Here is a 19302-nt window from a genome sequence, read left to right as displayed (position 1 = left end):
GGGGACGTGAAGGTCGCCGCGTCAGCGCGCCCACGCCCGGTACAGCGGGTCGCGCTCCAGCTCCGCGAGCACCACGGTGGTGACGGCGAGCGCGGCCCGCGCGGCCGTCGGGTCGTCCTCGTCGAGCCAGCGCCGACCGAGCTCGAGCTCCGCGTGCTCGTCGCCCTCGAGCGCCGCGGCGAACAGCGCGGTCACCTCGTCGCGCACGCCTCCCCCTCCCCACGAGCAGCGTCGGACGGCACAGACACCACGGGCCCGGCGCCGTGCCCCTCGTGGGGACGCGGCCCGGGCCCGGGTGACGACGCGACTAGTTGATCGCGTGGATCGGGGCCTTGCAGCTCTTGGCGATACCGGCCGAGTTGCCGTGCTTCGCGTCCGAGCCGACCGGGACGCTCGCGGCGTTGTCCTGGACCGGGACCTGGACGCCGAGGGCGTTGACCGGCACGTCGTTGTTGCAGACGTTGACGGGGGTGTTGGGGGCGAAGTCGGAGGAGTTGACCAGGCCCTTCTGGACCGTGTCGCCGCCGTGCTCGTGCGCCATCGCCATGCCGGCGGTGGAGACGAGGCCCGAGCTGATGAGGGCGGACGCCAGGACGGCCTTGCGCATCATCGACATGATGTGGGGGTTCCTCTCACGTGGGGAGCTTCCGGACGTCCACGAGGAGTGACCGTCCGAATACGTGTGGTGAACGAGGCCGAAGATCCGTGGGACACGGTTTGCGACACCTGTTCCGCCGAACGGGTGATCATGCCCGGCTAACGTGTCGTCTTCTGCCTGGTCAGACGGGTGCGGCATGCTCGGCGTCATGAGTCCCGCGACGCCGCCCGAGGCCGTGATCGTCGAGGTGGCCGTCAACGGCTCCACCACCCGCGAGGCCAACCCGCACGTCCCGCGGACGCCCGCGGAGATCACCGACGACATGCTGGCCTGCCTCGGCCGCGGCGCCGCGATCGCGCACAACCACAACGACGAGCCGATGTTCACCGCGGACGCCGTGCACTCCCCCGACCCCTACGTGCAGGCCTGGACGCCCGTCGTCGAGGCGCACCCGGACGCCCTGCTCTACCCCACGATGGGTGCCGGGGCGCGCGGGATCCCGGTCGAGCAGAAGTGGGCGCACGTCGAGGAGCTCGCCCGGCGGGGGCTCGGCGGGATGACGCTGGTCGACCCCGGCTCGGTGAACGTCGGGCTGCTCGCCTCGGGCGAGTGCGCCCCCGCGGCGGCCGCGGAGCCCTACCAGAACAGCATCGCCGACACCGAGTACATGTTCCGGCGCACCGGCGAGTTGGGCGCGGCACCGTCGATCTCGATCTTCGAACCGGGCTTCCTGCGCACCACCCTGACCCTGCAGCGCCACGGCCGGGTGCCGCGCGGCGCGATGGTCAAGCTGTACTTCGGGGGCGACCTGCAGTTCGGGCTGCCCCCGACCGAGCGGGCGCTCGACGCGTACGTCGAGCTGCTCGAGGACTCGGGTCTGCCCTGGTCGGTCGCGGTGCTCGGCGGCGACGTCGTCGGGTGCGGGCTGGCCGCACTCGCGCTGGAGCGCGGCGGACACGTGCGGGTCGGCCTCGAGGACTACGCCGGCCCGCGGACGCCGTCGAACGCCGAGCTGCTCGACGAGCTGCTGGAGCTGCTCGCGGCGTCCGGGCGCCGGCCCGCCACGTGCGCCGAGACGCGGGCGCTGCTCGGGGTCGACGCACGGGAGGACCGATGACCGGCCCGGACCACGACCGACGGGCGGCGGGCGCCCCTCCGGGCACCATCGGCGCGGCCACGACCACCCACCGGCGCCGACGGCGGCCGTGGGCGTGGCTGGTGCCGGTCCTGGTCGGCGTCGTGGTCGTGGTCGTGGTGCTGCTGTTCGCCACCCGGTGCGGGGGTGCGAACCCGTCCGGCGCTCCGACGACGACGGCTCCGATCCTGCCGACGACCGCTCCGGCCGTGCCCACGACCACGCCGACGGGCGGCGCCGCGGACGTCGCCGGGGTGTCCGCCCGGATCGGGCAGCTCCTCGCGGCCTCCCCGATCACCTTCCGGGGCGACAGCGCGGACCTGACCGACGCCGACGCCCGGACCGTCGACCAGGTCGCCCGCGAGCTGGCGGCGGTGCCGACGGCCCGCGTCACCGTGACCGGCTACACCGCGCCCGTGAGCCGCGGTGTCGGTCCGGACGCCCAGGAACTCTCCGACCGCCGGGCGGCCACGGTGGCGGACCGGCTCGTGGCCGGCGGCGTCGGGGCGGACCGGCTGCAGACCCGCGGGGCCGGTGCCAGCAACCCGTTGCCGAGCACGGCGGCGAGCCGCCGGGCCGACATCACGGTGTCCTGACTCAGACCCCGGCGTGCGCGTCGCTGCGGACGCGGTAGCCCGAGCCCACGACGGTGTCGATGATGCCGGGCTCGCCGAGCTTCTTGCGCAGGGTCATCACGGTGACCCGCACGGTGGTGGTGAAGGGGTCGGCGTTCTCGTCCCACACCCGCTCGAGCAGCTCCTCCGAGGACACGACCGCCCCACCGGCGGCCATGAGCACCTCGAGCACGCCGAACTCCTTGCGGGTGAGGTCGACCGTGCTGCCCTCGCGCACGACGGTGCGCTTGGCCGGGTCGAGCACGACCCCGGCGGCCTCGAGGATCGGGGGCGTGGCCGGCACGGCGCGGCGGCCGAGGGCCCGGATGCGCGCTACCAGTTCGGGGAAGTCGAACGGCTTCGCGAGGTAGTCGTCCGCGCCGAGGGCGAGGCCGGCGACCTTGTCGCGCAGCGTGCCGCTCGCGGTCAGCATGATCACCCGGGTGACGCCGCCGGCGATCTCGGCGCACAGGTCGTCGCCCGAGCGCCCCGGCAGGTCGCGGTCGAGCACGACGACGTCGTAGCGCGTCACCGACGCCTTCTCCGACCCGGTGTCGCCGTCGTAGGCGACGTCGACGGCCATTCCCTCGCGCCGCAGCCCGCGCGCCAGCGCGTCGGCCAGGGCCTGCTCGTCCTCCACGATCAGAATCCGCACGTCATCCACTGTGCCACCGGGTGGCTGAACGGACGCTGAGAATCAGCTGGGGGCAACCCGTCGGTCTCTAGGACGCCGACTTCTCGTCGCGGGTCAGCGTCGCCTCGTCGCCGCCGCGCGCCGCGGCGACCCACTCGGTGACCCGTCGCGCGACGTCCTGGTCGGTGAGTCCGGCGGCCGCGAGCAGCGCGCCCCGGCTGTCGTGGGTGAGGAACTCCTGCGCGAGCGCGATCCGGCGCACCGGCACGTCCACCTCGGCCTCGGCGAGCGCGTCGGCGAACGCCGAGCCGAACCCGCCGTGGCGTCCGCCGTCCTCGACGGTGACGACGAGGCGGTGCGCGGCGGCGAGGTCGAGCAGCGCCGCCGGGACGGGCTGGAGCCAGCGCGGGTCGACCACGGTGACGCCGATGCCCTGCGCGGTGAGCCGGTCGGCGGCCTCGACGCCGAGCTGGCCGAACGCGCCGATGCAGACGAGCAGGACGTCGGGCACCTGCGGCGGCTCGTCGTCGGGGTCCCGCTCGAGCCGCTCCACGGCGGTCGGGCGCGGGGCCGCCCGCGAGAGCCGACCGGGCTCGGCGAGCACGTCGACACCGCCCGGGCCGGTCGCCGGTCCGAGCCGGCGCAGCGCGGGCACCTCGCTGGGCACGGCGCCCTTGGACCAGCGCAGCGCGGTGGGGCCGTCGGCGATGTCGACCGCCTCGCGGAGCTCCTCGCGCAGGCTCACCGCGTCGCGCGGGGACGCGACCCGCAGCCCGGGCACGATGCCCATGACCGACAGGTCCCACATGCCGTTGTGCGAGGCGCCGTCGTCCCCGGTGACCCCGGCCCGGTCGAGCACCACCGTGACCGGCTCGCGGTGCAGCGCCACGTCCATGAGCAGCTGGTCGAAGGCACGGTTGAGGAACGTCGAGTAGATCGCGACGACGGGGTGCAGGCCGCCGTGCGCGAGCCCCGCCGCCGAGGTGAGGGCGTGCTGCTCGGCGATGCCGACGTCGAACAGCCGCTCGGGGTAGACCTCGCCGAACGCCGCGAGCCCCGTGGGGCCGGGCATCGCCGCGGTGATGGCGACGACGTCCGAGCGCTCGCGCCCGAGCTCGAGCATGGTGTCGGTGAACTCGGCGGTCCAGCTGCGGGGCTTCGGCCCCACCGGCAGCCCGGTCTCGGGGTCGATGACGCCCACGGCGTGCATCTGCTCGGCGAGGTCCTGCTCGGCCGAGGCGAACCCGCGGCCCTTGCCGGTGACCGCGTGCACGATCACGGGCCCGCCGAAGGCCCGCGCGGCCCGCAGCGCCGTCTCCAGCGCCGCGGTGTCGTGCCCGTCGACGGGGCCGAAGTACTTCAGCCCGAGGTCGGAGAACAGCGCCTGCGGGGTGAAGGCGTCCTTGACCCCGGCCTTGGCCGCGTGCATCGCCGAGTAGAGGGTGTTCCCGACGACGGGGATCTTCTGCAGGGCCCGGCGGCCGTGCTCGAGGACGTCCTCGTAGCGCGGCGCGAGCCGCAGCGTCGAGAGCCGCTCGGAGAGCCCGCCGATGGTCGGCGCGTAGGAGCGGCCGTTGTCGTTCACCACGATGACGACGGGGCGGTCCGAGCCCGCGATGTTGTTCAGCGCCTCCCAGCACATGCCGCCGGTCAGCGCGCCGTCGCCGACGACCGCGACGACCGAGCGGTCGCGCCCGAGCAGCTGGTCGGCCTTCGCGAGCCCGTCGGCCCAGGACAGGGCGGTGGAGGCGTGCGAGTTCTCGACGAGGTCGTGCTCGGACTCCGCGCGGCTCGGGTAGCCCGACAGGCCCCCGCCCTGGCGCAGGCCGTCGAACTCCCCGGCCCGACCGGTGACGATCTTGTGGACGTAGCTCTGGTGTCCGGTGTCGAACAGCAGCGCGTCGCGCGGCGAGTCGAAGACCCGGTGCAGGGCGAGCGTGAGCTCGACGACCCCGAGGTTCGGCCCGAGGTGTCCCCCGGTCCGGCAGACCTTGTCGATCAGGAAGTCCCGGATCTCCGCCGCGAGGGCGTCCACCTCGCCGGCGTCCAGGGACCGCAGGTCGGCCGGGGTCCGTACGCGCTGGAGCAGACTCACGGCGGCCAGTCTACGGAGACCGCCGGAGGCTGGCGGGGCGAGCGGAGCGACGGGGATCCCACCGCAGGCCCGTTCAGCTGGTGCGGGGCCGCCGCGCGACGTACACCACGGCCGGGGGCGCGTTCAGCCACACCGTGCGGCTGACCACGACCTCCTCGAACGTGGCCTCGAGGTTGCGCTGCACCTGCTTGGCCGTGGGGAAGAAGCGGATCCAGGCGTGCGCGAGCTGCGTCACGGCTCCGCCCGGGGCGGCCAGGCGGGCGAGCAGCGGGAAGATCGAGCGGTCCTTCGGGGCGGTGGCGAGCCACGGCAGCCCGGACACCGAGAGGTCCGCGCGCACGCCCTCGGCCAGCAGTTTCTCCACCGCGGTGTGGGCGTCGGTGCACATCACCTCGACGTCGGGGTGCCGGCGCGCCAGCACCTCCGCCATGTCCTCGTCCATCTCGACGGCGATGTGGCGGCCGCGACCCTGCAGCCGCTTCTGGATCTCGTCGGTGACCGAGCCGGTCCCGGCCCCGAGGTCGAGCACGACGGGGTCGCCGGTCTCGGGCAGCGGGGCGATCGCCTGCCGGCACAGCGGGGGGAAGCTCGGGAAGAGCGCGGCGACGTGCAACGGGTCACGCAGGAAGGCGGTCGAGAAGTGCCGGATCTCGGTCACGAGGTCCCTCCGTCGGGGCTCGGGCGCTGGGGAGCGTGGCTGGCAGGCAGAGTCTGGCCCGCCGCCACCACGGCGGCGAGCAGGGCGCGTGCGACCTCGCCCACCATCGCGTCGTCGGGCGAGAACGCCGGGTGGTGCAGGCCGGGGGCGCGGCCCGGCACCGCGTCGGGCTCGGCGGTGCCGACGAACAGCATCGTGGCGGGGATGCCCGCCGCCGAGTAGTGCGAGAAGTCGTCCGCGCCACACGAGCGGAAGCCGGTGTCGAGCCGCAGCCCGGTCGGCGCCGCCCGCTCCGCGCCGCGCCGACCGCCCAACGTCGCGGCGATCGCCGCGGTGAGGCGCTCGTCGTTCACGACGGCGGGTTCGTTCGGCACCACGGTCACCTCGCCCGTGCAGCCGTGGGCGGCGGCGGTGTGCGTCACGACCTCCCGCACCGCGGCCAGGAGGTCGTCCCGGTCGGCGTCCAGGGCCCGCACCGTGCCCCGGGCGGACGCCGAGCCGGGAACGACGTTCGGGGCGGAACCGGCGGTGATCTGCCCGACGGTGACCACCCCGGCCTCGAGCGGGTTCACCCGGCGGGCGACGATCTGCTGCAGCGCGACGACCACCGCGGCGATCGCCAGGACGGGGTCCCGGGTGCGGTGCGGGTAGCCGCCGTGGCCCGCCTGCCCGGCGACCGTGATCTCGATCTCGTCGGCCGAGGCGTTCACCGGGCCGGGGCGGGCGGACACGACGCCGCGGGGCAGTTCGGGCTGGACGTGCACGCCGAGCATCACGGCCGGGTCGTGGTCGCGGAACGCCGCGTCGGTGACGACGTCGGCGGCACCGCTGGGCGCGGCCTCCTCCCGCGGCTGGAACACCGCGAGCAGCGGCGCGCCGAGCAGGTCCGGGGCCGTGGCCACCGCGCGGGTGAGCGCGACCAGGGCGGCGGTGTGGACGTCGTGGCCGCAGACGTGGGCCACGCCGTCGCGCCGGGAGGCGAACGGCAGGCCGGTGGCCTCGTGCACGGGGAGGGCGTCGAGCTCGCCCCGGACGGCGACGGCGGGGCCGGCGCCGCCGAGCCGCAGCAGCCCCCCGGTGCCCGCGACCGGCTCCAGGGTCCGGCCGAGGGCGTCCGCGACCGCGTCCCGGGAGTCGGTCTCGTCGCCGGAGACCCGCGGCTCGCGGTGCAGGGCGTGGCGCAGGGCGACGGCGGCCGGCAGCTCAGCCTCCAGGGCCTGCACCAGCGCGGCCGGGACCGGCACCGGCCCGGGGCCGCGCGCGGGCTCCTCGTCGGGAACGTGGGGACCGCCCGAGATCGGGACCTCCACCGTCACGCGGGGATCCGCGGGTAGATCCGCAGGGCGTTGTCGCGCGCGATCATCGTGGCCACCCGTTCGGCGTCGGCGGGAGAGAACTCGTCGGTCGCGCAGAGGTGCTCCAGCAGGCCGCCCAGGGCGGCCCGGAAGCGCAGCGCGCCGAGCAGGTGCAGCTCCGGCAGCCCGTAGGCGTCCGAGGCGTAGAGCACCTTGCCGAAGGGTGCCAGCTCCAGCATCTCGGCGATCACCTCGGGGGCCCGGCTGCCCACGTACGGGACCGCGAGGCTGACGTCGGTGTAGACGCACGAGAAGACCTGCGCGAGCCACGCGGCCTGGCGGTGGTAGGGGTAGGTGTGCAGGAGCATGAGCGGCACGCCGAGCGGCTCGACGAGGCGCGCGAGGCCCACGAGCAGGGCGGGGTCGGCCCGGTGGAGGTCCTCGTCGGGGTCGCCGAAGCCGGTGTGGATCTGCAGCGGCAGGCCGGTGTCCAGGCCGGCCCAGAGGCCGTGGCGCAGCAGCACCGGGTCGCGCAGCGGTTCCCGGTCGCGGGCCCGGCGGGGCAGCCACGCGTCGGCGGCCTCGGCGACGGCGGCGGGCCCGGGACGGTGCGGGTCGACGTCGAGTCCCGCCCGGTAGGCCAGCACCGTCTTGCAGGCCACCGGCACCGGACGCCGGACCGGGTCGGTCCGGCGGGCGACCTCGGCCGCCACCGCGTCGCCGAAGCCCGCGGCATCCACCCCGGCGTCGGCGACCTCCTCGGCCACGGCCTCGAGCCGCACCACCTCGCCGACCGGCACACCCGCGACCCCGGCGAGCCCGTCGAGGCCCAGCAGCCCGTCGGCGGCGAACCCGTGGTCGACCAGCAGGACGTCCGAGCCCGCGGCCCGCAGCATCGCCCGCGACACCGCCTCGGCCCCCAGCTCCGCGCGCCGGTCGACGTAGTCCTGCGCCGGCGCGTGCGGGGGCAGGCCGAGCACCGGGGCGCACCAGCGGCGCACCGAGAACCCGAGCCGGGAGTCGAAGGCCGACAGGCCCGGGGCGGGTCCCGGGCCCTCGGTCAGCAGGGCCTCGAACCCGTCCCGGTCGAGGTCCTGCGCCACCACCGAGTGGCAGTGGTGGTCGACGAGCGCGACCCCGTCGAGGAAGCTCACCGGTCCCGCGGGCACCAGCCCGAGCGACACGAGCGAGCCGCCGTCGGGGGCCACGCACATCACCCGCTCGCGACGAGCGTCGCCACGCACTCCACGTGGTGGGTCATCGGGAACGCGTCGAACACGCGCAGGTCGGCGAGGGCGTAGCCGGCCTCGCCGAGGGCCGCGACGTCCCGGGCGAGGGCGGCCGGGTCGCAGGCCACGTGCACGATCCGGCGGGCGCCGACGGCGCCGAGGCGGCCGGCGAGCTCGCGGCCGAGACCCTTGCGGGGCGGGTCGGCGACGATGACGTCGGGCGGGGTCGTGCGGGCGAGGGAGTCGAGCACCTTCTCCACCCGACCGCGCACGACGCGGGCGGCGGGCAGGTCGGCGAGGTTCTCGCCCGCCGCCGCGGTGGCGTCGGGGTCGGACTCCACGTCGACGACGGTGCCGGCGCGCTCGGCGAGGGCGGCCGCGATCAGCCCGGCCCCGCCGTAGAGGTCCCAGACCACGTCGTCGGCCGACAGCTCCCCGACCCCCTCGACCGCCGCCGCGACCACCGCGTCCGCGGCGCCGGGGTGGACCTGCCAGAAGGCGGGCGCGGGCAGCGTCCAGTCGCGCCCCGCGGCGTGCTCGTGGGCGGTGCCGGAGCCGATCTCGAGCTGCCGGGCGCCCTCGAAGAGCTCGGTGGCGTGCGTCTCGCCCGCGGCGTCGGCGACGATCTCGATCTCCGCGGTGGGGGTCCAGGTGTGGGCCAGGACCGGGTCGAGGGCGCCGCCCACCGCGATCGGGCAGTCGCCGACCGGCAGCACCTCATGGCTGCGGTGCACGCGCAGGCCGGGCCGGCCGTCGTCGGTCACGGCCATCCGCATCCGTGTCCGCCAGCCGAGCGGGCCGCCGGGCAGGGCCTCGCACACCACGTCGCGCTCGATGCCCGCCAGGCGGGAGAGCTGCTCGGCGACCACGGCCGCCTTCAGCGCGCGCTGGGTGTCGTGGTCGGCGTGCTGCCAGTCGCAGCCGCCGCACCCGCCGGGACCGGCCCAGGGGCAGGCCGGCTCGACCCGCCCGGGCGCCGCCTCGAGCACGGTCACCGCGTCGGCCCGGCAGAACGACCCGCCGTGGTCCTCGGTGACCACGGCGTGCACCCGCTCGCCGGGCAGGGCGTGCCGCACGAAGACGACCCTGCCCTCGTGCCGGGCCACGCAGTGCCCGCCGTGCGCGACCGGACCCACCTCGACGTCGAGCATCCGGTCGGTCCAGTCGAGCCGCGGCTCACCCGTCGTCGTCCCGACGCTGCTCATCGCACGTCCGCCCGCTCGGGACCCGACGGCGGCGGCGCGGAGGTCGACCCGGGCCGGACCCCGTTGCCGGGCGGCGGCTCGTAGCCGCGGCGGGCCAGCCCGGGGGCGCCCTGCGGGCGCGCCGCGGCGAGTCGGTGGGACGACTCCAGCTGCCACGGCACGGACACGACCATGACACCCTTCTGGAACAGCAGCCGTCCCTTGAGGCGTAGCGCACTCTGGTTGTGCAGCAGCTGCTCCCACCAGTGCCCGAGCACGTACTCCGGGATGAACACGGTGACGACGTCGCGCGGGTTGTCGGTCCGGATGCGCTTGACGTACTGCAGGATCGGCCGGGTGATCTCCCGGTAGGGCGACTCGAGGACCTTCAGCGGGACCGGGAGGTTGCGCCGCTCCCAGTCCGAGGTGACGCGGCGGGTGTCGGCGTCGTCGACGTTGACCGTGACCGCCTCCAGGACGTCCGGGCGGGTCGCGCGGGCGTAGGCGACCGCCCGCAGCGTCGGCTTGTGCACCGTCGAGACCAGCACGATCGCGTGGTTGCGGCTGGGCAGCACCGCGTCGATGACGTCGGGGGCGGCGATCTCCTCGGCGACCCGGTCGTAGTGGCGCCGGATCGAGAGCATGAGCAGGAACGCGACCCCGCCGGCGACGATCGCGATCCAGGCGCCGACCAGGAACTTCGTGATCAGCACGACGACGAGGACGACGCCGGTCATGGCCGCGCCGAAGCCGGAGATCAGCCGGGAGCGCCGCAGCCCGGACCGGGTCTCCTCCTCGGTCTCCGTGGCGAGCAGCCGGTTCCAGTGCCGCACCATGCCGAGCTGGGAGAGCGTGAAGGAGACGAAGACGCCCACAGTGTAGAGCGGGATCAGGGCCGTGACCTCGGCGGAGAAGCCGACGACGAGCACGATCGCGAAGAACGCGAGGAACAGGATCCCGTTGGAGAACGCCAGCCGGTCGCCGCGGGTGTGCAGCTGGCGGGGCAGGTAGCGGTCCTGCGCGAGGATCGAGCCGAGCACGGGGAAGCCGTTGAACGCGGTGTTCGCGGCGAGCACGAGGATCAGCGCGGTGAAGATCGTCACCGCCCAGAAGCCCGGCGGGAACCCCGAGAAGATCGTCTCGGCGAGCTGGGCGATCAGCGTCTCCTGCTTGTAGCCCGGCGGGGCACCGACGAGCTGGTCGTTCGACTCCGCCATCTTCACGCCGGTGGCCCGGGCGAGGGCGAGCATGCCGCCGAACATGACGACGGCGATCAGACCGAGCATCGCGAGCGTGGTCGCGGCGTTGCGCGACTTCGGCTTGCGGAACGCGGGGACGCCGTTGGAGATCGCCTCCACCCCGGTCAGCGCCGCGCAGCCCTGGGTGAACGAGCGCAGCACGATGAACATCAGCGCCAACGACGACAGCTGGTGGTCGGCCTCGGCCCGCACGTCGAAGCCGGCGCTCGGCGCCACCATGTCGTGGCCGAGCAGCAGCCGGACCACCCCGACCACGATCATCGAGGCCAGGGCGACGATGAAGCAGTAGGTCGGGACGGCGAACGCGATGCCCGACTCCCGCACGCCCCGCAGGTTGATGGCGGTGAGCACGCCGATCGCGAGGACGGCGAAGAGCACCTTGTGCTCCCCGACGAACGGGATGAGGGCGCCGAGGTTGTCCGCCGCCGACGACACCGACACGGCGACGGTCAGCGTGTAGTCGACGAGCAGCGCCGACCCGACGGTCAGCCCCGCGTACTTGCCGAGGTTCGTCGTCGCGATCTCGTAGTCGCCGCCGCCCGAGGGGTAGGCGTGGACGTTCTGCCGGTAGCTGACGACCACGGTCGCCAGCACCACCACGACGGCGAACCCGACCCACGGGGAGAACACGTAGGCCCCGAGGCCGGCCAGCGAGAGGGTGATCAGCACCTCCTGCGGCGCGTACGCCACGGAGGAGAGGGCGTCGGAGGCGAACACCGGCAGCGCGATGCGTTTGCGCAGCAACGTGTCCGACAGCTCGTCGCTGCGGAACGGCAGTCCGAGGACGAGGCGTTTCGCGGCGGTCGCGAGCCTGGGCACCCGCAGAGCGTAGGCCGAGCGGGTGGTGCCGTGGGATCGGTGGGTGCACGGGATACCGTGCGCGCGTCAGGTGCTGGTGAGCCGACCGGAGGTCGTGTGCACATCGTCGTCATGGGCTGCGGCCGCGTGGGGTCCGCGCTGGCCCTGTCGCTGGAGCGCCTCGGCCACGAGGTCGCCGTCGTCGACCGGGACCCGCAGGCCTTCCGCCGGCTGGGCAGCGACTTCCACGGCCAGGAGATCGTCGGGGTGGGGTTCGACCGCGAGGTCCTCACGGCGGCCGGGATCCACCGCGCCCAGGCCTTCGCCGCGGTGTCCTCGGGCGACAACTCCAACATCATCTCCGCGCGCGTCGCCCGGGAGACGTTCGGCGTCGAGACCGTCGTCGCCCGGATCTACGACGCCAAGCGGGCCGCGGTCTACGAGCGGCTCGGCATCCCCACGGTCGCGACGGTGCCCTGGACCACCGACCGCTTCCTGCGGATGCTGCTGCCCGACGGGGTCGCCACGGCCTGGCGCGACCCGTCCGGCACGGTCGCGATCATGCAACTGCCGTTCCACGAGGACTGGTCGGGCCACCCGGTCACGGCCCTCGAGGAGGCCACCGGCTCCCGGGTCGCGTTCATCGTGCGGTTCGGCACCGGGGTGCTGACCCGCCCGGACACGGTCATCCAGGCCGACGACGTGGTGTACGCGGCCGCGGTCAGCGGCACCGTCGCCGCGGTGACCACCGCCGCGCTGACGGCGCCGGCGGAGCGGGGGTAGCGGGATGCGCGTGACGATCGCCGGGGCCGGCGCGGTGGGCACGTCCATCGCCGCCGAGCTGATCGAGAACGGCCACGAGGTGATGCTCATCGAGCGCGACCTCGCGGAGGTGGCGCCCGAGGCGGTGCCGCAGGCCGAGTGGGTGCACGCGGACGCCTGCGAGGTCGCCTCGCTCGAGGACGCGTCGGTGCAGAACTGCGACGTGGTGATCGCCGCGACCGGCGACGACAAGGTCAACCTCGTCGTGTCGCTGCTCGCGAAGACCGAGTTCGCGGTGCGCCGTGTGGTGGCGCGGGTGAACAACCCGCGCAACGAGTGGCTCTTCACCGACTCCTGGGGCGTCGACGTCGCCGTGTCGACCCCACGCATGCTGGCGGCGATGGTCGAGGAGGCGGTGTCGGTCGGCGACCTGGTCCGCCTGCTGACCCTGCGCCAGGGCAAGGCGAACCTCGTCGAGGTCACGCTGCCGGAGGACACCGCCCTCGCGGGCCGCCCGGTCCGCGACGTCCCGCTGCCCGCCGACGCCGCGCTCGTGGCGATCCTGCGCGGGGGCCGGGTGATCGTGCCGCAGTCCGACGACCCGCTCGAGCCCGGCGACGAGATGCTCTTCGTGGCGGGCGAGGGCGTCGAGGAGGAGATCCACTCGGTGCTCACCTCGGGCGATCCCGGCGGGCGCGAGCTGATCTGAGCCCCCTCCCGGTGCCAGCAATGCGTCACTGCTTGCGTCCAGTGACAGGAAAGGCGGCTCCGTCGATGCTCGAACTCCCCGGCGGCCGCCCCGTCCGCGCCCGGTCGCTGCGGGTGCCGCCCGCGGAGCCGCCCGCCTTCGGCCTCTACCTCGGGTCCGGGCGCGCCGCCCGCCGGCACGACGCCGTGATGACCTGGCCGCGCCGCTGGCTCGTCTGGCCGGACTTCCGCACCCCGCGCCATCCCGACGAGGCCGCCACCGCGATCGAGGCGCTGCACGAGCGGGCGGCCGCGGAGCTCGTCGAGGTGGCCTGCGGCGGCGGGATCGGCCGCACGGGCACCGTCCTCGCGTGCCTGGCGACCCTGGACGGACTGGGTCCCGACGAGGCCGTGGCCTGGGTCCGGGCGCACCACCACGCCCGCGCGGTGGAGACGCCGGGCCAGCGTCGGTGGGTGCGCTGGTTCGCGGACCGACCCCGCTAGCTGGCAGGGTGCGCCCCATGGACCCGCGGGCGCTGTACCTCCGCTGGATCGACGAGCTGTGGAACGGCTCGGTCGACGTCGCCGGCGAGATCGTCGCGGACGACTTCGTCGGGCACTGGCCCGACCGCACCGTGCACGGCCCGGCCGAGCTCGCCGCGATCATCGACGAGACGCACGGGATGCTCGACGTGCTGAGCTTCGTCATCGAGGTGGGCCCGCTCGTCGACGGCGACCTGGTGGCGGGCCGCTGGCGCGGACGCGGAGCCCAGGACGGGAACCCGGTCACGTTCGTCGGCAACGACCTGCTGCGCGTCGTCGACGGCCGCTTCGTCGAGTACTGGGTCGCGTCACTGCCGCTGCCGTAGCCGGTCCTGCTGCGACGGTGGTCGCCGCCGTGCCCGACCGACTTTCGTCGGACACGGGTGCACCTTCGTCGGTGCCGGGCCGGCCCCCCGAGCCCGCACGATCACCGTCGTGACCGTCACCGACGAGCTGGCGCTGCTGCTCCACGCCCCGTCCGGACGGCGGCTCGTGGCGCGTCCGACACTGCCCCGGCTGCTCGGCGGCGCGCAGCTCGTCGACCTCGTGCTCGCCGGGCGCGTGGCCCTCGCGGGAGGGCGCTCGCACGTGCAGGTACTGCACCGGATCAGCACCGGCGATCCGGTGCTCGACGTGGCCCTGGACCGGGTGCCCGCCGCCGCGACCGTCCCGGCCGCGCTCGCCGCGCTGCGGCCCGGGTCGGTCGAGCGGGTGATGACGCACCTGGTGGCCGCAGGGGCGGTGACCGCGGCCCGACCGCGGGTGTCGCTCCTCGTCCGGGACCCGCACTGGCCCTCCGCCGACCCCACGCGGCGCGCGGCCCTCGTCGCCCGGCTGCGCGCCACCCTGCTCGACGGGGCCGCGCCGACCGACCGGGACGCCGCCCTCGCCGCCCTGCTCGACGCGGGCGGCGCCCTCCCCGGGATCGTCGGCGGGTCACGCCGGGCCCTGCGGCGGCGCGCCACGGAGATCGCGACCGTCGACGGGGTGCCCGCCGCCGCCCGCCAGGCCGTGGTCACCGCCCGCGCGGTGCGGCTCGCGGTGGTCGCGACCGGCGCGGCGACCGCCGGTCGCGCGGGCGGATGATCGTCCGCCGGGCAGACTGCGGGGCGTGCCCCCGCCCTCCGCGCGACGCCGCCGGTCGCTGCACCCGCTCGGGCTGACGCTCGGCGTCGGCCTCGCGGCGCTGGGGTGCGCCCCGACGCTCATCCCCCGCACCGGGGTCTTCCAGGGTCTGGTGAGCGGCGTCCTGCTCGCGGCCGGCTACCTGCTCGGTGTCGCGCTCGCGCGGCTCGGCCGCCGCTGGTGGCGCGTGTCGCCCTCCCCCGTCGCCCGCGCCGTGGGCTGGGTGCTCCTCGCGATGGTGCTGGTGCCGGTCGTCGTGCTGGCGATGGTCTCCGGGTACCGCGGGCAGGTCGCGCAGGCGGCGCTGCTCGGGGTGCGGGCGCCGACGGTCCCGGACTGGCTGCTCGCGGTCCCGGTCGCGCTGGGCGTGCTCGTGCTGCTGGTGGCGATCGTGCGGGGCGTGCGCGCGCTGCCGCGGTGGCCCCGGCGCGTGGTGGTGGGGCTCGGCGTCGTCGTCCTCGCGCTCGCGCTCGTCTCCGTGGCCGGCATCCCCGGGGTCAACCCGGCCCGCGCCGCCCTCGACCCGGCCTTCGCCGTGCAGGACGAGGGGACCTTCGGCGGTGCCACTCAGCCCACCTCGCCACTGCGCTCCGGCTCCCCCGCCTCGCTGCTCTCGTGGCGGTCCCTCGGTCGCGGCGGGCGCACGTTCGTCTCGTCCGGCCCGACCCCGACCGCGCTGGCCGAGGCCTCCGGGCGGCCCGCCGTCGAGCCGATCCGGGTCTACGTCGGCCTGGGGAGCTCGGACGACGCCGCCGAGCGGGCGCGGCTCGCCGTCGACGAGCTGCGCCGCACCGGGGCCTTCGACCGGCCGGTGATCGCGGTCCTGACGACGACCGGCACCGGCTTCGTCGACGCGGAGGCCGTCGACGCCCTCGAGCTGGCCTGGGGCGGGGACACCGCCGTCGTCACCAGCCAGTACTCGCTGCTGCCGAGCGCGCTCTCGCTGCTGCTCGACGGCGACCGGGTCACCGCGGCCGGCACCACGATGTACGACGCGGTGCGCGCCGCCGTCGACGCGCTGCCGCCGGGACGGCCGCGCCCGCGGGTCGTCGTGTTCGGGGAGTCGCTGGGCGCGCTCGGCTCGCAGGCGGCGTTCTCCGACGTCGGCGAGGTCCGCGACGGCGCGCTGTGGAACGGCCCGCCGAACTCCTCACCGCTGTGGCGCTCCCTCGTCGCGGGCCGGGACCCCGGCACCCCGGAGGTCCGCCCCGTCGTCGGGAACGGGCGGCAGGTGCGTTTCGGCGGCGGCTCGGCCACGCCCTTCCTGACGACGAGCCCTCCCGCGCCCTGGCCCGCGCCGCGCACCGTCTACCTGCAGCACCCGAGCGACCCGGTGGTCTGGTGGTCGCCGCGGCTGCTCCTCGCCCGGCCGGACTGGCTGGCGGAGCCGCGCGGCGACGACGTGCTGCCGACCGTGCGCTGGTACCCGCTCGTCACGTTCTGGCAGGTCACGATGGACATGATCCGGGCGCAGGAGGTGCCGTTCGGGCACGGCCACAACTACGGGCCGGAGTCGCTCGACGCGTGGATGGACATCGTCCCGCCGCCGGGCTGGACGTCCGCCGACACCGCGCGGGTGCACGCCGTGCAGGAGGCGGGCGGGCTGCCGACCCCCGGCGCCTAGACCTTCCGTCCCACCAGCGCGTAGGCGCCGACCGCCTCCTCGCCCGTCGGCTCCGGCCAGGCCACGACGTCGACCATCGACGGCTCGACGAGGTCGTAGCCCGCGACCGCGCGGGCGAGGTCGGACCGGTCGCGCAGGTGGACCGGCGAGGCGCTCGTCCGGTACCCCTCCTGGATGGCTCGGGTGCGGGCCGCGAGCGCCGGCTCGTCGTGGTCGGCGCTGCCGTGGCTGATCGCGAGGACGCTGCCCCCGACCGTGGCGTCGCGGTAGGTGCCCAGGATCGCCGCGATGTCGTCGTCGACGAAGTGCAGCACCGCGATCGCCAGCACGACGACGGGTCGGCGCAGGTCGAGGTGCCCCCCGACCGCCTCCAGCACCTGGTGGGGCACGGTGAGGTCGGCCTGCACCACCGTGACGGTGTCGAGCCCGGCGGTCAGCTCGCGGGCGTACTCGACCGCGACCGGTTCGACGTCGACGTACGCGACGCGCGCGTCCGGCGCGATCTCGTGCACGTTGCCGACCGTCGGGATGCCGGACCCGAGGTCGAGGAACTGGTCGTACCCGTGCGCGGTGCACCAGCGGACCACCCGCCCCAGGTAGGACCGGTTCGCGCGGCAGGTGTGGGCCATGTCCGGGTTGCCGGCGAGGATCCGCTCGGCCTGCACCCGGTCGGCCTCGAAGTGGTGCGCCCCGCCGAGGAAGTAGTCGTAGATCCGGGCGGCGTTGGCCCGTTCGACGTCGATGGTCGTCCTCCCTAGATGTGCGGCCAGGACCGCAGGACCGTGCCGTCGCCGCCGACGTGCAGGGCCAGCGGGTCGCGACGGTGCCAGAGGGCCAGCACGACGTCCGACGCGGTCCCCCGGACGACCGTCTCCTCGCCCGGGTTCGGGAGGTCGTACCGGAGCGTCTCGTCGAGGTCGGTGAGCTCGAGGACCAGCGTCGCGTCCTTCGGCGGCATCCGGCCGTAGCCGAAGGCGGTCGCGACGAAGGCCTCGAAGAACTCGGCGATGCCGTCGCGGGCGACGTCGGCGGGGATCGCGGCGGGCTCGTCGTCGGTGGTGGTCGCGGCGTCCCACCGGTGGATCGCGAACTCGTGGGCGGCCCGCCGGAACCAGTACGCCGCGTCGTCGGCGCGCACGCTCCAGTTCACGACGTGGGCGGCGGGGTCGGTGGTCGAGAGGAGCTGCAGGAGAGCCGCGAGGTCGTCGTCGAAGGAGGCGAGCGCCTCGTCGCGCCGGACCTCGACGGCGGGCTCGCGGGCGTCGCGGCCGCCGGCGAACAACGCGCCGAGGGTGCGACAGAAGCCGGCGGAGTGGGCGAGGAGGTCGGCGCCCGTCCAGTCCGGACAGCTCCGGACCACCGCGTCGGGCCGCTCGCGGCAGAGCCGACCCAGCTCGCGTCCGTCGGTCTCGACCACCTCGGTCCAACGTCGGGTGTCCATGCGCCCAGGGTGGCGTCGCGACCGGGTTCGTGACCAGAGGTGGGCGGCGTCGACGACGAATTGCTCCGTTCGACAGGACGGAGGATGCCGAACGCTGATCGAACATGCGTTCGAACAGCGGCTGTTCGTGCAGGTCACCGGCCCCTACACTGATCGACATGAGCATCAGCGCCGCCGACGAGGCGGTGATCGACCGGGCCCGGCAGGCCATGACGGCCGCCCGCCTCGCCGAGCACGCGCTCCTCACCGCCATCGCCGAACTCGCCCAGACCGCCGCCTGGACCGCCACCGGCCACCGCGACCTCGGCCGCCTCCTCGAAGAACTCTGGCGCGTCGACCACGCCCACGCCACCCACCTGCTCCGCCACGCCGAGCACACCCAGCCGACGGTCGCCCTGTCCGGCCAGGACCTACCGCCCCGACCCCCCGCCGGCGCCCGAGCCGCCGCCGAGGGTGCGCTCGGCGAGGAACACCTACGCGTGCTCGTCCGGGCGATGGACCGCGTCCGCGCGATCCACGACATCGAGCCCGAACAGATCGCGGCCGCCGAGGACCTCCTCGCCCAGACCGCACGCCAGCTCTCCCCCCGCGGACTGGAACGAGTCGCCGCCCGACTCCTCGCCACCCTCGACCCCGACGGCGCCGCTCCGGACGAACCCGACGAGCCCGACGACGAGTGGCTGCTCGTCCAGCGCCGCGACGGCAGCCTCGCCTTCACCGGGCACATCCACGGCGCCGCCGACGTCGAACTGCTCCTCGAGACCCTCGACGCCCTCTCCGGACCCGCCGGCCCCGACGACACCCGTCCCCTCGCAGCCCGCCGCGCCGACGCCCTGCTCGACCTCTGCGCCGCCGCCCACACCCCCACCGGCGTCATCGACCCCCACGACCCCGAAGCCCACGACCGCCCCTGGGACGACCGGGCCACTGACGACGAGGGCGAGGACTCCGACCTCGCCCGCCGCCACGGCCGCCTCCACCTCGTCCCCGACGACCCCGACGACCCCGACGGGGCTGACGGGGCTGCCGCTCCGGGGCCACCACCCGCCCCCGAACCGACTCGTCCCGGCGCCCACCGGGCGGCGCGGCTCCCGATCCCCGCCCGCGCCCAGATCGCGGTCACCATCCCCCTGGACTGGCTACGCGCCCAGGTCGGCCACGCCGAGTTCGACACCGGCCGCGCCCTCGACCCCGCCACCGCCCGCCGCCTCGCCTGCGACGCCCGGATCCTCCCCGCCGTCCTCGGCACCCGCAGCGAACCGGTCGAACTCGGCCGCGCCGCCTACGCCGTCACCGAAGCCCTACGCCGCCTGCTCACCATCCGCGACCGCGGCTGCGCCCACCCCGGCTGCACCCGCCGACCCCGCCGCTGTCACGCCCACCACATCCGCCACTGGATCGACGGCGGCCCCACCGACCCCGACAACCTCGTCCTGCCCTGCCGCTACCACCACCACCTCGCCCACCACAGCGGCTGGGAGATCCACATGCTCGACGACCGCCCGTGGTTCACCCCACCCCGCTGGATCGACGCCGAACGACAACCCGTCCCCGGCGGCGGCAGCCCACCCGGCACCGTCGCCGCCTGAGGCGTGGTGGTGCGTCACCCGAATGCACCACG

General features: G+C 75.2%; 20 protein-coding genes. 9 read left to right on the top strand and 11 right to left on the bottom strand.

Translation table 11 applies throughout. The features are described 5' to 3' along the window. Positions 1 to 21: 21 nt before the first annotated feature. Complete coding sequence (locus ACQPYX_RS14095; protein WP_230753039.1) at positions 22 to 207, bottom strand: hypothetical protein; 186 nt, start codon at positions 205 to 207, stop codon at positions 22 to 24. Positions 208 to 307: 100 nt separating this feature from the next. Next, entirely contained in the window at positions 308 to 607 is a 300-nt protein-coding gene (locus ACQPYX_RS14090; protein ID WP_230753036.1) for a hypothetical protein, read from the bottom strand. 199 nt (positions 608 to 806) lie between these two features. Here ACQPYX_RS14090 and ACQPYX_RS14085 point away from each other — a divergent pair, with 199 nt between their 5' ends. Next, a complete protein-coding gene (locus ACQPYX_RS14085; protein WP_433803527.1) occupies positions 807 to 1715 on the top strand; it encodes a 3-keto-5-aminohexanoate cleavage protein in 909 nt (302 codons plus the stop codon). Next, positions 1712 to 2329, top strand: coding sequence for an OmpA family protein (locus tag ACQPYX_RS14080; protein ID WP_433803526.1), 618 nt, complete (start codon positions 1712 to 1714; stop codon positions 2327 to 2329). The genes ACQPYX_RS14085 and ACQPYX_RS14080 overlap by 4 nt, the downstream gene beginning before the upstream one ends. 1 nt (position 2330) lies before the next feature. Here ACQPYX_RS14080 and ACQPYX_RS14075 read toward each other — a convergent pair whose 3' ends face one another. The 7 genes from ACQPYX_RS14075 to ACQPYX_RS14045 form a co-directional block, all read right to left on the bottom strand. Continuing rightward, complete coding sequence (locus tag ACQPYX_RS14075) at positions 2331 to 3002, bottom strand: response regulator transcription factor (protein ID WP_433803525.1); 672 nt, start codon at positions 3000 to 3002, stop codon at positions 2331 to 2333. A gap of 67 nt (positions 3003 to 3069) precedes the next feature. After that, the gene (dxs, locus tag ACQPYX_RS14070) at positions 3070 to 5076 is read right to left on the bottom strand and encodes a 1-deoxy-D-xylulose-5-phosphate synthase (protein WP_433803524.1); all 2007 of its coding nucleotides are present in this window, start codon (positions 5074 to 5076) and stop codon (positions 3070 to 3072) included. Between the two features lie 73 nt (positions 5077 to 5149). Beyond that, complete coding sequence (locus ACQPYX_RS14065; RefSeq protein WP_433803523.1) at positions 5150 to 5734, bottom strand: class I SAM-dependent methyltransferase; 585 nt, start codon at positions 5732 to 5734, stop codon at positions 5150 to 5152. Further along, positions 5731 to 7050 (bottom strand): M20 metallopeptidase family protein, encoded by a 1320-nt coding sequence (locus ACQPYX_RS14060; protein WP_433803522.1) that lies wholly within the window; start codon positions 7048 to 7050, stop codon positions 5731 to 5733. Before ACQPYX_RS14060 ends, ACQPYX_RS14065 begins: the two co-directional genes overlap by 4 nt. Then, the gene (locus ACQPYX_RS14055) at positions 7047 to 8243 is read right to left on the bottom strand and encodes an amidohydrolase family protein (RefSeq protein ID WP_433803521.1); all 1197 of its coding nucleotides are present in this window, start codon (positions 8241 to 8243) and stop codon (positions 7047 to 7049) included. Before ACQPYX_RS14055 ends, ACQPYX_RS14060 begins: the two co-directional genes overlap by 4 nt. Continuing rightward, a complete protein-coding gene (locus tag ACQPYX_RS14050) occupies positions 8243 to 9463 on the bottom strand; it encodes a class I SAM-dependent RNA methyltransferase (RefSeq protein ID WP_433803520.1) in 1221 nt (406 codons plus the stop codon). The genes ACQPYX_RS14055 and ACQPYX_RS14050 overlap by 1 nt, the downstream gene beginning before the upstream one ends. Next, positions 9460 to 11520 carry an amino acid permease gene (locus ACQPYX_RS14045; protein WP_433803519.1) on the bottom strand — a complete coding sequence of 687 codons (2061 nt, stop codon included), beginning with the start codon at positions 11518 to 11520 and terminating at the stop codon, positions 9460 to 9462. The genes ACQPYX_RS14050 and ACQPYX_RS14045 overlap by 4 nt, the downstream gene beginning before the upstream one ends. A 96-nt stretch (positions 11521 to 11616) precedes the next feature. Here ACQPYX_RS14045 and ACQPYX_RS14040 point away from each other — a divergent pair, with 96 nt between their 5' ends. The 6 genes from ACQPYX_RS14040 (at position 11617) to ACQPYX_RS14015 (ending at position 16240) form a co-directional block, all read left to right on the top strand. Next, the gene (locus ACQPYX_RS14040; protein ID WP_433803518.1) at positions 11617 to 12282 is read left to right on the top strand and encodes a potassium channel family protein; all 666 of its coding nucleotides are present in this window, start codon (positions 11617 to 11619) and stop codon (positions 12280 to 12282) included. 4 nt (positions 12283 to 12286) lie between these two features. Continuing rightward, on the top strand, positions 12287 to 12970 hold the full coding sequence (locus ACQPYX_RS14035; protein ID WP_433803517.1) for a potassium channel family protein: 684 nt from the start codon (positions 12287 to 12289) through the stop codon (positions 12968 to 12970). A 65-nt stretch (positions 12971 to 13035) separates the two neighbouring features. Continuing rightward, on the top strand, positions 13036 to 13452 hold the full coding sequence (locus tag ACQPYX_RS14030) for a protein-tyrosine phosphatase family protein (protein WP_433803516.1): 417 nt from the start codon (positions 13036 to 13038) through the stop codon (positions 13450 to 13452). A 17-nt stretch (positions 13453 to 13469) separates the two neighbouring features. After that, on the top strand, positions 13470 to 13817 hold the full coding sequence (locus ACQPYX_RS14025) for an ester cyclase (RefSeq protein ID WP_433803515.1): 348 nt from the start codon (positions 13470 to 13472) through the stop codon (positions 13815 to 13817). A 109-nt stretch (positions 13818 to 13926) separates the two neighbouring features. Continuing rightward, complete coding sequence (locus ACQPYX_RS14020) at positions 13927 to 14577, top strand: GOLPH3/VPS74 family protein (RefSeq protein WP_433803514.1); 651 nt, start codon at positions 13927 to 13929, stop codon at positions 14575 to 14577. Positions 14578 to 14602: 25 nt separating this feature from the next. Beyond that, entirely contained in the window at positions 14603 to 16240 is a 1638-nt protein-coding gene (locus ACQPYX_RS14015; RefSeq protein ID WP_433803513.1) for an alpha/beta-hydrolase family protein, read from the top strand. Here the strand turns inward: ACQPYX_RS14015 and ACQPYX_RS14010 are convergent. Together ACQPYX_RS14010 and ACQPYX_RS14005 are read right to left on the bottom strand one after the other, a co-directional pair. Then, positions 16237 to 16983 carry an SAM-dependent methyltransferase gene (locus ACQPYX_RS14010; RefSeq protein ID WP_433803719.1) on the bottom strand — a complete coding sequence of 249 codons (747 nt, stop codon included), beginning with the start codon at positions 16981 to 16983 and terminating at the stop codon, positions 16237 to 16239. The genes ACQPYX_RS14015 and ACQPYX_RS14010 overlap by 4 nt on opposite strands. Before the next feature lie 11 nt (positions 16984 to 16994). Continuing rightward, positions 16995 to 17681, bottom strand: coding sequence for a maleylpyruvate isomerase family mycothiol-dependent enzyme (locus tag ACQPYX_RS14005; RefSeq protein WP_433803512.1), 687 nt, complete (start codon positions 17679 to 17681; stop codon positions 16995 to 16997). 158 nt (positions 17682 to 17839) lie between these two features. On the opposite strand from ACQPYX_RS14005, the gene ACQPYX_RS14000 reads away from it, so the two are divergent. Next, positions 17840 to 19270: a DUF222 domain-containing protein gene (locus ACQPYX_RS14000; protein WP_433803511.1), complete on the top strand. Its 1431-nt coding sequence runs from the start codon at positions 17840 to 17842 to the stop codon at positions 19268 to 19270. Positions 19271 to 19302: the final 32 nt, after the last annotated feature.

It is taken from the genome of Actinomycetospora sp. CA-084318 (assembly GCF_050955885.1).
Taxonomy (GTDB): domain Bacteria; phylum Actinomycetota; class Actinomycetes; order Mycobacteriales; family Pseudonocardiaceae; genus Actinomycetospora.
This window is presented reverse-complemented; position numbering and strand designations above follow the sequence as displayed.